This window comes from Streptomyces sp. NPDC001634 (assembly GCF_040298185.1).
GTDB lineage: Bacteria > Actinomycetota > Actinomycetes > Streptomycetales > Streptomycetaceae > Streptomyces.
On the sequence record NZ_JBEOZU010000061.1, the window covers coordinates 24100 to 36082 of the forward strand.

Annotated in this window: 9 protein-coding genes; 3 read left to right on the top strand and 6 right to left on the bottom strand. The window is 70.1% G+C overall.

The genetic code is table 11. The annotated features are described in order from the left end of the window. The first annotated feature begins 98 nt into the window (after window positions 1–98). The 3 genes from ABT186_RS32260 to ABT186_RS32270 all read left to right on the top strand — a co-directional run bounded on the left by ABT186_RS32260 (window position 99) and on the right by ABT186_RS32270 (window position 4713). Entirely contained in the window at window positions 99–2486 is a 2388-nt protein-coding gene (locus ABT186_RS32260) for a ribonucleoside-diphosphate reductase subunit alpha (protein ID WP_351221618.1), read from the top strand. Continuing rightward, window positions 2486–3499, top strand: a complete 1014-nt coding sequence (locus ABT186_RS32265; protein ID WP_351928083.1) for a ribonucleotide-diphosphate reductase subunit beta — start codon at window positions 2486–2488, stop codon at window positions 3497–3499. Before ABT186_RS32260 ends, ABT186_RS32265 begins: the two co-directional genes overlap by 1 nt. A gap of 248 nt (window positions 3500–3747) precedes the next feature. After that, the gene (locus ABT186_RS32270) at window positions 3748–4713 is read left to right on the top strand and encodes a GlxA family transcriptional regulator (protein ID WP_351221616.1); all 966 of its coding nucleotides are present in this window, start codon (window positions 3748–3750) and stop codon (window positions 4711–4713) included. Window positions 4714–4729: 16 nt separating this feature from the next. On the opposite strand, the gene ABT186_RS32275 is transcribed toward ABT186_RS32270, so the two are convergent. The 6 genes from ABT186_RS32275 to ABT186_RS32300 all read right to left on the bottom strand — a co-directional run bounded on the left by ABT186_RS32275 (window position 4730) and on the right by ABT186_RS32300 (window position 11947). Continuing rightward, entirely contained in the window at window positions 4730–6094 is a 1365-nt protein-coding gene (locus ABT186_RS32275) for a bifunctional albaflavenone monooxygenase/terpene synthase (protein WP_351221615.1), read from the bottom strand. After that, window positions 6091–7176 carry an epi-isozizaene synthase gene (cyc1, locus tag ABT186_RS32280; protein ID WP_351928085.1) on the bottom strand — a complete coding sequence of 362 codons (1086 nt, stop codon included), beginning with the start codon at window positions 7174–7176 and terminating at the stop codon, window positions 6091–6093. The genes ABT186_RS32275 and cyc1 overlap by 4 nt, the downstream gene beginning before the upstream one ends. Before the next feature lie 270 nt (window positions 7177–7446). Further along, window positions 7447–8097, bottom strand: a complete 651-nt coding sequence (gene def, locus ABT186_RS32285) for a peptide deformylase (RefSeq protein ID WP_351928087.1) — start codon at window positions 8095–8097, stop codon at window positions 7447–7449. Window positions 8098–8196: 99 nt separating this feature from the next. Beyond that, window positions 8197–9177, bottom strand: coding sequence for a tetratricopeptide repeat protein (locus ABT186_RS32290; RefSeq protein WP_351221612.1), 981 nt, complete (start codon window positions 9175–9177; stop codon window positions 8197–8199). Window positions 9178–9317: 140 nt separating this feature from the next. Then, on the bottom strand, window positions 9318–10562 hold the full coding sequence (locus ABT186_RS32295) for an HD-GYP domain-containing protein (protein ID WP_351928089.1): 1245 nt from the start codon (window positions 10560–10562) through the stop codon (window positions 9318–9320). After that, the gene (locus tag ABT186_RS32300; RefSeq protein ID WP_351221610.1) at window positions 10559–11947 is read right to left on the bottom strand and encodes an HD-GYP domain-containing protein; all 1389 of its coding nucleotides are present in this window, start codon (window positions 11945–11947) and stop codon (window positions 10559–10561) included. Before ABT186_RS32300 ends, ABT186_RS32295 begins: the two co-directional genes overlap by 4 nt. Window positions 11948–11983: the final 36 nt, after the last annotated feature.

Sequence of the window (11983 nt, forward strand, 5' to 3'; positions counted from 1 at the left end):
GGGCCTCGTGGAGTGGGCCGGTGGACGCGACGCCGCGTGCGCTCGTGTGCTGCCCCCTGCCCTCCGCCAGGCCCGTGCCGAGCGAGGGAGAGCCCCACGTGACCATCGCGCCAGCCGACCCGGCTTCAGCCACCGGCCTGGAGACCGACGGTCCCGGTGCCGCGCTGCTGCGGACCCTGACCGAGCTGACCGCCGACCTCCCCGACGCCGACCCCGGCCGGGTCGCCGCCGCCGCGCTGCGCGGCCGGTCGGCGCGGGGGGACTTCGCCGGGATCACTTCGGAGTTGCGCGAGCTGGCCACGGAGGCGGCCGCCGGCCTCATCTCCGACGACCCCGCCTACTCGAAGCTGGCCGCCCGCCTGCTGACCATCGGCATCCGCGCCGAGGCCGCCTCGCAGGGCGTCACGTCCTTCACCGAGTCCATCGCCGTGGGGCACCGCGAAGGACTGATCGCCGACCGCACCGCCGAGTTCGTACGGCTGCACGCCGAGCGGCTCGACTCGCTGATCGACCCGGCCGCCGACGACCGCTTCGGCTACTTCGGCCTGCGCACCCTGCACAGCCGCTACCTCCTGCGCCACCCCATCACCCGCAAGGTCGTCGAGACGCCCCAGCACTTCATGCTGCGTGTCGCCGCCGGTCTCGCCGCGGACACTGTGCTTGATTCAGAAGCGGGCAGCCGGTCGGTCGACGAAGTCGGCGCGCTCTACGGGCTCATGAGCCGCCTCGACTACCTCCCCTCCTCCCCCACGCTCTTCAACTCCGGTACACGGCACCCCCAGATGTCGTCCTGCTACCTCCTCGACTCCCCGAAGGACGAGCTGGACTCCATCTACGACCGCTACCACCAGGTCGCCCGGCTCTCGAAGCACGCCGGCGGCATCGGCCTGTCGTACTCCCGCATCCGTTCCCGCGGTTCGCTGATCCGCGGCACGAACGGGCACTCCAACGGCATCGTCCCGTTCCTGAAGACCCTCGACGCCTCCGTCGCCGCCGTGAACCAGGGCGGCCGGCGCAAGGGCGCGGCCGCGGTCTACCTGGAGACCTGGCACTCCGACATCGAGGAGTTCCTGGAGCTGCGCGACAACACCGGTGAGGACGCCCGCCGTACGCACAACCTCAACCTCGCGCACTGGATCCCGGACGAGTTCATGCGCCGGGTCAACGCCGACGAGCAGTGGTCGCTGTTCTCCCCGTCGGACGTGCCGGAGCTGGTCGACCTGTGGGGCACGGAGTTCGAGGCCGCGTACCGCAAGGCGGAGGCCGCCGGACTGGCGAAGAAGACGATCCCCGCCCGCGATCTGTACGGCCGTATGATGCGCACCCTGGCGCAGACCGGCAACGGCTGGATGACCTTCAAGGACGCCGCGAACCGCACGGCCAACCAGACGGCCGAGCCGGGCCATGTCGTCCACTCCTCCAACCTCTGCACGGAGATCCTGGAGGTCACGGACGACGGGGAGACGGCGGTCTGCAACCTGGGTTCGGTGAACCTGGGAGCCTTCGTGGTCGGTCAGGACCTCGACTGGGAACGGCTGGACGAGACGGTCCGCACGGCCGTCACCTTCCTCGACCGCGTCGTCGACATCAACTTCTACCCGACCGAGCAGGCGGGCCGCTCCAACGCCAAGTGGCGCCCGGTCGGTCTCGGCGCGATGGGCCTCCAGGACGTCTTCTTCAAGCTGCGCCTGCCCTTCGACTCGCCGGAGGCGCGCGCCCTGTCCACCCGTATCGCCGAGCGCATCATGCTCGCCGCATACGAGGCCTCCGCCGACCTCGCCGAGCGCAGCGGCCCGCTCCCGGCCTGGGAGAAGACCCGTACCGCCCGGGGTGTCCTGCACCCCGACCACTACGGTGTCGAGCTGAACTGGCCGGAGCGCTGGGCCGCTCTGCGCGAGCGGATCGCCGCCGTCGGTATGCGCAACTCGCTTCTCCTGGCGATCGCGCCCACCGCCACGATCGCCTCGATCGCGGGCGTGTACGAGTGCATCGAGCCGCAGGTCTCCAACCTCTTCAAGCGCGAGACGCTGTCCGGTGAGTTCCTCCAGGTCAACTCGTACCTGGTGAAGGACCTGAAGGAGCTCGGCGTCTGGGACGCCCGTACCCGTGAGGCGCTGCGCGACTCGGGCGGCTCGGTGCAGGACTTCGCGTGGATCCCGGCCGACGTACGGGCCCTGTACCGCACGGCGTGGGAGATTCCGCAGCGCGGTCTGATCGACATGGCGGCGGCCCGGACCCCGTTCCTCGACCAGTCGCAGTCCCTCAACCTGTTCATGGAGACGCCGACCATCGGCAAGCTCTCCTCGATGTACGCGTACGCCTGGAAGCAGGGCCTGAAGACGACGTACTACCTGCGCTCGCGCCCGGCGACCCGCATCGCCCGCGCCGCCCAGGCGCAGACCCCCATCCCCGTCCAGCAGGTCGCCGACCCCGACGCCGTCGCCTGCTCCCTGGAAAACCCCGAGTCCTGCGAGGCCTGCCAGTAATGACCACCCGACCCCAGAACCTGCTCGACCCGGGCTTCGAGCTGACTCTCCGCCCGATGCGCTACCCCGACTTCTACGAGCGCTACCGGGACGCCATCAAGAACACCTGGACCGTGGAGGAGGTCGACCTCCACTCGGACGTCGCGGACCTCGCCAAGCTGACGCCCGGCGAGCAGCACCTGATCGGCCGTCTGGTCGCCTTCTTCGCGACGGGCGACTCGATCGTCGCGAACAACCTGGTGCTGACCCTCTACAAGCACATCAACTCCCCGGAGGCGCGTCTGTACTTGTCGCGCCAGCTCTTCGAGGAGGCTGTCCATGTCCAGTTCTACCTGACGCTTCTGGACACGTACCTCCCCGATCCGGAGGACAGGGCCGCTGCCTTCGCTGCGGTGGAGAACATCCCCTCCATCCGCGAGAAGGCGGAGTTCTGCTTCAAGTGGATGGACTCGGTGGAGCAGATCGACCGCCTGGAGACCAAGGCCGACCGCCGCCGCTTCCTGCTCAACCTGATCTGCTTCGCCGCGTGCATCGAGGGCCTGTTCTTCTACGGCGCCTTCGCGTACGTCTACTGGTTCCGCAGCCGGGGCCTGCTGCACGGGCTGGCCACCGGCACCAACTGGGTGTTCCGCGACGAGACGATGCACATGTCGTTCGCCTTCGAGGTCGTGGACACCGTCCGCAAGGAGGAGCCGGAGCTCTTCGACAACGAACTGCAGCAACAGGTCACCGACATGCTCAAGGAGGCCGTCGAGGCCGAGCTGCAGTTCGCGCGCGACCTGTGCGGTGACGGCCTCCCCGGCATGAACACCGACTCGATGCGGCAGTACCTGGAGTGCGTCGCCGACCAGCGCCTGACGCGCCTCGGCTTCGCCCCGGTGTACGGCTCCGAGAACCCCTTCTCCTTCATGGAGCTCCAGGGTGTTCAGGAGCTGACCAACTTCTTCGAGCGGCGTCCGTCGGCGTACCAGGTCGCGGTGGAGGGCACCGTCGACCTGGACGAGGACTTCTGATCCCTCTCGGTGTCCCGCTCCTCCTGGGCCTTTCTGATCTGTCGGTCGATGCGCCGGTCGCGCACGATGCCGATCACTGACGGGAGGACCAGGAGGACGAGGATCCCGAGGACGGTGAGCATTCCGATCAGCGCTTGTGCCTGTGCCGTGTTCATGGACACCACTGTCGCGCCGAATGCTCCTTACCGTGAGTGGCAGGACTGCCGTACACCCTCGAATTACTGCCATTTCCCGGGCACACTGGCAGCATGCTGAAGAACGTGGCGGCCGTCCTGCTCGACGGTGTGCATCCCTTCGAACTCGGAGTCGTGTGCGAGGTCTTCGGCCTCGACCGGAGCGACGAGGGGCTGCCGGTGTACGACTTCGCGGTCGTCTCCGCGGAGGGCCCGGCACTGAGCACCCATGTCACCGGGTTCACGGTCTCGACCCCCTACGGCCTCGACCGCCTGGAGGAGGCCGATCTGATCGCCGTACCGGCCTCGGACGCGAACATCACCCGCACCTACCCGCCGGAGCTGCTGGCCGCCCTGCGCCGGGCCACGGACCGGGGCGCCCGCGTGCTCAGCGTCTGCTCCGGTGTCTTCGTGCTGGGCGCGGCCGGGCTGCTCGACGGGCGGCGCTGCGCGGTGCACTGGCGGCACGCGGACGCCCTCGCCCGGCGCCACCCGCGCGCGATCGTCGAGCCGGACGTCCTGTACGTCGACGAGGACCCGGTCATCACTTCGGCCGGCACCGCCGCCGGCATCGACGCCTGCCTGCACATCGTGCGCAAGGAACAGGGGCCGGAGGTCGCCAACAAGATCGCCCGGCGCATGGTGGTGCCGCCGCACCGCGACGGCGGCCAGGCCCAGTACATCGAGAGGCCGCTGCCGCGATCCCCGTGCGACACGGTCGCCGAGGTGCTGGTGTGGATGGAGCGCCACCTCGACGAGGAGGTCACCGTGGAGCAGCTCGCCGCCCGCGCCCATATGTCCCCGCGCACCTTCGCCCGCCGTTTCCAGCAGGAGACCGGCACCACCCCGTACCGCTGGATCCTGCGCCAACGGGTGCTGCTGGCCCAGGAGTTGCTGGAGAGCACCGACGAGACGATGGACGCGATCGCCGTCCGCACCGGCTTCGGCACGGCGGCGGCGCTGCGCCATCAGTTCGTCCGCGCCCTGGGCACGACACCGAACGCCTACCGGCGCACGTTCAGGGGCCCGCAGGCCGCCTGAACGTGCGTCCCGGCGCTCACCTGGGCAGCGCCCTCAGCAGCAGTCGGCGCGGACGGAGCGTGATGCCGATACGGGGCCGGTCATCGGACCCGGGCACCTGCTCGAAGCGGTAGGCGGACGCCACCGCCCCTGTGATGAGCGTGAGTTCGGCCATCGAGAAGTGGTCGCCCGGGCACTTCCGATTGCCCACACCGAACGGGGTCATCGCGTACTTGGGGGCGTCCTTCGCGCGCTCCGGAAGCCAGCGGTCGGGGTCGAACTCCGTATTCCGCTGGTACGACTGCGGATCGCGCTGGATCGCGTACGGGCTGTACACGAGGTCGGCCCCGGCTGGAATGCGATACCCACCGAGCTCGGTGTCGGTCGCCGCCCGCCGCGTCAATATCCATACGGCGGGGCGCAAACGCATTGTCTCGAGGATGACATTCGCCGTGTGCGTCAGCTTCCGGACGTCCTCGAATGCCACCGGCCGGTCGCCCACAACGGTTTTCACCTCGTCGCGGATCTTGTCCGTCTGATCCGGGTGATCCGTGAGGACCTGGAGGAGCGACATGACCATGGAACCCACTGTTTCGCTGCCGGCCGTGACTATCGCGACGACCTGGTCGTGGATCTCCTGTTCCCCGATGGGCTCGCCATTCTCGTCCTTCGCCGCCAGCAAAGCCGTCAGCAAATCGTCCGGCTTTTGACCGGATGCCCGGCGGGCCGCGACGATCTCGTCGACCAGGAGGTGCAAATCGGCCAATGCCCTGTTGAATTCCCGGTTGGCCGGAAACGGCAGGCGATACAGCGGTCCGAGCGGCACGACCATGCGCTGGTACATACCGCTGAACAGTGTGGCGAGCGCGGCGCAGATCCGCTCGGCCCGCTCGTCCATGTAGCTGCCGCGCATCAGGCAGCGGGCGGTGACGCGGACGGCCACGCGGAACGCCTCCGAGGTGACGTCGATGGTCTCGCCGGAACTCCACCGCGCCACCAGCGCATGCGCCTCCTCCGCCATGACGGGCCCGTAGGCGGGGATGGCGTCGAGCCGGAAGGCGGGCTGCATCGCCCGCCGTTGGCGCCGGTGCAGCGGCCCGACGGTGGTGGCCACCCCCTGCTTGCCGAGCAGGTCTTCGAGGGACTCCCACAGCGGGCCGCCGATGCTGAAGTCGGTGCTCAGCGCAAGGGCTCCGGTGAGTTCCGGGGTGGTGACCGCGTACACCGTCTTCGGGCCCAGCTTCAGCCGCACGACGTCGCCGTCGGCACGCAGCCGGGCCAGGAAGCCCAGCGGATCGCGGGCCAGTTTCCAGCCGTGGCCGAGGACCGGGACGCTGCCTGTGGCGAGGGGCGGAACACGCAGTTCCGCGGGCGCCTCGGGTATGACCGATTCCAGGGTCATTTTTCACCTGCCGCTTCGTTGTTGACGTACGGGGGTGTGGAGCGGTCGTCCCAGCTGTCGACCATGTACCGGCCGGACTCGTGGTGGAACCAGTACACGGTGCTGAACCAGTTCCGCATATTCGCGACGATCGCCCTTACGGCAACGCTCAGTTCCTTTCCCTGCACGGTTCCGTTCGCGAGGGTGTCGGCGAAGCGCAACGCCTCCATTTCGGCGGCAAGGAAATCGGATACACATCCCTCGACCCGTCGCCGTACTTCCCTGACCGCTTCTTCAAGGGTCAGTCCCTCATGGTGAATGAGACTGATTCCGAGATTGTGGACCTCATCTCCCGCGATTTCCTTGGGAAGCGAGCACAGATCGTTGTACCAGGCGGCGAATTCCTGGCTCAGCAGCGCCGCCCGCCGGTATGCGGGGTGTTTCCGCACAGCGTCGGGCAGTTCGCATTGCGCGCTCGGCTCGAGCAGATCGGTCCAGATCCAGTGTGCGAAGGTGAGCCGCCGGAGTTCGAGATACCCCTCGACCGTCGGGACGGTTCCCGAGGTGCGGTTGCGGAATTCCTGGTCGTACGCCTCGATCACCGCGTGGAAATGCCGCGCGAAGCGCGCGTTCCACTTCTTGCCGAGGAACGAGTACAGGCGCACCATGCTGTCCGCGAACCCCGCGACCAGGGGATCGGGGTGGTGCAGGTGGTTCCGTGGGGAGTCCAGGGCCGCATGCAGCTGGAACCTCAGCCTCCGCCAGGCCATGGGCCGTCGGTGGACGATGTCACGGTCGTGGCGGTCGTCCCAGACGAAGAACCACGCACTGTAGTCGGCTATCGCCTGCAAGACCTCGTCGGGCGCGCCGATGTAGTAGCCCGCCATGAGGTCGGTGTAGCACAGTCCGTCGGCATATTCTTCGACCTTGTCCGCCGGCATGAGCCGCTTTTCCAGCAGCCAGGAACGCGTCTTCTCCTGCAGGCGGGGCCAATACGGGTGCAGTTGACGGTGAAACACGGCTTCGATCACCGGTAGGGAGAGCGCCGGTGGTACCGCGACCACAGTCGCCGTCGATGAAGTGCTGTGTGGGAAAGCTGGCACGAACAACCCCTCTCAGCCGCCGGTTGACGCACGCCCCCTCCCGTCGTGCCGGGCGCGCGCCGTTGCGTATCCCCGCGCTTTCCATTCAGCACCACAACTGACCGGTCTGGGAACGGATTTGCCTCAACCACACCCTCAGGGTGCTGAGAATCCCCCTTGCCTGACTGAATACGGATCAGTTCATGCGTACAAGGGATCGAATGTGCGACGCACACATGGACGGCGCCCGGTCGGGAGAGGTATCCGACCGGGCGCCGTCAGCAAGATCTCTCAGTCGTTGGCCACCACGGGGTAGCGGGGCTCGTTCTCGGCCATCTGCCGCAGGGCGTCCTTGCGCTCGCGCTTGGAGAGCCGGTCGATGTAGAGGTAGCCGTACAGGTGGTCCGTCTCGTGCTGCAAACACCGAGCGAAGTAGCCGGTGCCGCGCACCTTGATCGGGTTGCCCTTCTCGTCCTGGCCGGTCACCTCGGCGTAGTCGGGGCGGGCGAGCGGCGCGTACGCGGTCGGCACGGACAGGCAGCCCTCGTTGCTGTCGTCCAGGCGGCGCTTGTCGGCGGGCAGGTCCACGAGCTTCGGGTTGCAGACCACACCGACGTGCCGCACGCCCTCGTCGTCCGGGCAGTCGTAGACGAACACCTTCAGGTCGACGCCGATCTGGTTGGCGGCCAGGCCCACGCCCTCGGCGGTGCGCTGGCTGGCGAACATGTCCGCGACCAACTGGTCCAGTTCCTCGCCGAACTCGGTGACGTCCTTGCACTCCTTGTGCAGCACCGGGTTCCCGACGACGGTGATCGGCCGCGAGGTCCCGCGCTCACGCCAGGCGGACTCGCGCTCCTCCACGTCCTCGGTGTCGATGACGAAGCCCTCGTCGTCCACGGGGAGCACGCCCGCGTGCTGCTGATCGGTGTCCTGCTGCGCCATGACCGACGTACGCCTTCCTGCAACCTGTGACAAAACCTGCAAGTACAGCCTACGGGGCGCACTGCGGTGGACTCCCCGGGATCCGCGGGCACACCCCGGTCAGCAGACCTCTTCCAGGTCCCGCCAGTCGCGGGAGTCCGGGCTGTCCGCGACCCAGCCGTCGAGCAGCCCGCGCACCAAAGAAGCGGGCGCCGCGACGCCACACTCGCGCTCCGGCACCCACAGCTGCCCGTCGGTGCGGTGGCCCAGGGGTCCCGGATGACCGGGCTCGCTGTGGTCGTGCGGGTCGAGGTGCTCGCCGTCGCCCTCGTCGGACGGCATCCGGGACTCGGAGCACATACGGCACAGCAGCCGCACGGACGAGGACCAGTCCTCGGCGGCGAAGCCCGCGTCGGCGGCCAGCTGCTCCAGTGCGTCCCGGTCCTCCTCGGTCGCCGCCTCCAGCAGCACGACCCAGGTCGGCACCGGCGAGGGTGCCCACAACTCGATCTCGTCGAAGACGGGGTAGGCGTGCCCGGCGGCCGTCGTGCGCTCGCCGTGCGGTACGCCGTCGTGCAGCACGACCTCGCCCCAGCGGCGCCCGGAGGACGGCAGCGGGATGGAGAGCACCTCGATACGGGCGGGGTCCAGCCTGCGCCCCCACACCACCTCGGCCTCGCCCTCCGGCGACAGCCGAACGGCCGCGCTGCCCAGATCCATCCCGGTGGGCTCGTCCGAGACGGTGGCGCCTCCAGGCACCCTCAGGCCGTACGCCTGCCAGGCGCGGCGGGCCAGCGGCCAGTCCTGCAGGGCGGTGGCGGCGATGCCCACGTTCCACCAGTCGGGCGCCCCGGTCTCCCGGTCGAGCAGGGCCACCGCACGCAGACCGGCGGCGCGGGCCTGCTCCCAGTCATGGCGGAACTTGTGCAGCAGGGCGAGGTTGAACCAGGACTCCGACAGCCAGGGCTCCAGGTCCGCGGCACGGGTCAGCAGCGCTCCCGCGTCCTCGTACCGGCCGTCGCCGATCAGCGTGAACGCGCGGTCGGTGGCCTGCCGCCAGGAGGCGGAGGGCCGGTGCCGTCCCTTCCCGAAGATCCTCACGATTCCCGCCTGCCAGTCCCTTGCGATTCCCGCCTGCCGGTTCCTTGACGTCCGCGGGGCCACGGGCCGAGCTGTGCCCCCGAACACCCTCTCCTCGCATCCAACCACGTAGGGCCGGACGGGCGCTCATTACCCATGGGTTACCCCGTCGCAGGCAAGGTCAGACCGTCTCTCTGCAACACCCTGGCGAGTGACTCCACGACCTCCGGCTGGTAGTCACGTGCGCCGGCGAGCCGCAGCCGCTCCAGGGCGCTCAGCGGTCCCCCTGGTCCCGTTTCTTCCCGCGCCATCTCCTCGTACGCGTTCACGGTCCGGACGATTCTGGCGTTGACCGGCTGCTCCGGGTAGGGGTCCGCCTGCCGCTCCACGACGACCGCGACCTCGGCGTCCACCCCGGTCTGGCGTACGACGGCCCCGCCGAGGAGCGCTATGCGCCGTTGCTCCTCGGCGGGCAGCGAGGCGGTGGCACCGTCGGGAACCGGGTCGACGAGGCTGAGCTGCCCGATGTCGTGCATGAGGGCCGCGTACTCCAGCACGGTCAGCTCGGGCTCGGTGAGGCCCAGCTCGCGGCCGACGGCCCGGCTGAGCGCGGCCACACGGCGGGCGTGCCCGGCGGGCGTGTACCCGGCGATCTCGGTGGCGCGTGCCAGGGAGGCGATGGTCTGCCGGTAGGTGGTGCGCACGGCCGCGTAGCGCCGGTAGGAGAGCTGGGTGAGCAGCAAGGGCAACGAGAAGACGGGCAGCGCCCACAGGCCCACCACGGCGACGGCCAGCGCCATCACGGCGCCGGTCGCGCACACGGCGGAGCCGATGCCGAGCCGGGCCCGCAGTTCGTCGCGCAGCAGTGGTCCGAACGGCCAGCGGGTCCGGGCGTGCGCCAGGACGGCGGCGAGCACGGCGTCGCAGAGCGTGGTGAGCACCAGCAGGGCGACGACGACGAGCGCGTAGGCGGGTCCGCCCCGGCCGTGCAACCTGCCCTGGTCGTAGAGCGGTTGGAAGCAGACGGCGGCGAAGCCTGCGGTCAGGAGACGGCGGGTGAGGTGGTCGGCGGTCGACCCACGGCCGCGGGCCACGTGCGGGACGCAGCCGGCGAGGGAGGCCGCGAGGACCACGGTGACGACCTGTGGCACGCCGTGGTGGGTGGGCTGTCCGGCGTTCTGTCCGAGCAGGGCGTAGGAGAGCGCCCCGGCGGCCCCCAGGGGCGCGGGCTCCCGCTCGTCGCTGCCGCTCCAGCGGGACAGCTCCCCGACGCCGACGAGCACCCCGAAGGCGAGGGCGACGGCAGGTTCGTCGAGGCCGCGCCAGAGCGTGAGGGCGAGGGAGCCGACGGCGAGGAGCCCGGCCGCCGCGTGGGCGAGGACGAGGGGGAGGCGGCCCGCCGTCATGCGCCGCCCCGGCCGTGTCCCCGACCGGCCGGCTGACCGGCCACGGGCAGGGCCGGGGGCGGCACGTTTGCGCGCACGTCGTCCGCGGTCACCGACGGATGCCAGCCGTGCCGGTGCAGTGCGCGGATCAGCGCCCGTACCATCGCCGGGTCGAACTGTGCGCCAGCGCACCGCTCCAGTTCCTGAACCGCGGCCTCGACGGGACGGGCGCGCCGGTAGGAGCGGGTCGAGGTCATCGCGTCGAAGGCGTCGGCGACCGCCACCACCCGGGCGAACTCGGGGATCTGAGAGCCCATCAGCCCGTACGGGTATCCGCTGCCGTCGAGCCGCTCGTGGTGGTGGAGGATCGCGGACCGCGCCTCGCCGAGGAACCCGATCCCGCGGACCATCTCGTGGCCGTACTCGGGGTGCAGCTCGATGATCCGACGCTCCTCGGGCGTGAGCGGTCCGTCCTTGCGCAACAGCCGTGTGGGCACGCCGAGTTTCCCGACGTCGTGCAGGATCCCGGCGAACCGGAGCACCTCGAGGCGCTCGTCGTCCATGCCGAGTTCACGGGCGATCATCACCGAGGCCTGGCCGACCCGCTCGCTGTGCCCGCGGGTGTACCCGTCCTTGATGTCGACGGCCTGGACGAGCGCTCGGATCGTCGCCTGGTGGGCGGCCCGTTCCCGGTGGTACTGGGCGAACACCCAGCAGGACACGTACATGGGCAGCAGCACGAGCAGCGCGGCGGGCGGTCCGTACGGGCTGCGCCACAGCACGGCCATCATCAGCCCGGCGAGCCCGTGCACGGCGACGGGTGCGAGGGAGCGCAGGAACAGCCCGCGCCAGGCTCGCCCGAGCTCCCGGCCTCGCTCCAGCAGGGGGCGCCCCCACCGCACCGGCACCCCCTCGGCCAGCGCCCGGATTCCGGTGTCGAGCGCGGTCAGCACCAGGCAGAACGCCACCACGGCGGCCCCGGCGGTCAGCAGGGCGTACGGGAAGTGGGGGCCGACGACCGCGTCACGGCCGCCCAGCGACCAGTGCACGCGGGACGCGGCCCATACGGCGAGGGAAAGCTGGGCGGCCCGCCAGCTCCGGCGCAGCCACGGCCCACGCTGTGCGAGGTGGGCGAGCAGCGCCCCCGGCAGCGGCACGAGCGCGGCGGCGGGGGGCGGCAGCAGAAAGGCCCCGGCGAGCAGTACGGGGAAGAACGTGCCGAGGCCCTCGGGGGCCCGGCCGGGGAGACGGTGGCGGGGGACCTGCTCACAGCCGGCGCAGAGCGCGGCGAGCAGGGCGACCGCCCACCAGGGGACCCGGATGTCCGGCACGGGAGCCACGCACAGCAGGACGCCGAGGACCGCACAGCCGACGTACACACGTGCCCATGGCGGAACCGGCCCCACGACGCACCTCCCCCGAACCCGCGCCCGGTCCCGAAC

What these genes read in the sequence shown, in the direction of transcription:
- ABT186_RS32265 (WP_351928083.1), top strand. Translation starts at nt 2,486, where the DNA reads ATGACCACCCGACCCCAGAACCTGCTCGACCCGGGCTTCGAGCTGACT.
- ABT186_RS32275 (WP_351221615.1), bottom strand. Translation starts at nt 6,094, where the DNA reads ATGACCCTGGAATCGGTCATACCCGAGGCGCCCGCGGAACTGCGTGTT.
- def (WP_351928087.1), bottom strand. Translation starts at nt 8,097, where the DNA reads ATGGCGCAGCAGGACACCGATCAGCAGCACGCGGGCGTGCTCCCCGTG.
- ABT186_RS32270 (WP_351221616.1), top strand. Translation starts at nt 3,748, where the DNA reads ATGCTGAAGAACGTGGCGGCCGTCCTGCTCGACGGTGTGCATCCCTTC.
- ABT186_RS32295 (WP_351928089.1), bottom strand. Translation starts at nt 10,562, where the DNA reads ATGACGGCGGGCCGCCTCCCCCTCGTCCTCGCCCACGCGGCGGCCGGG.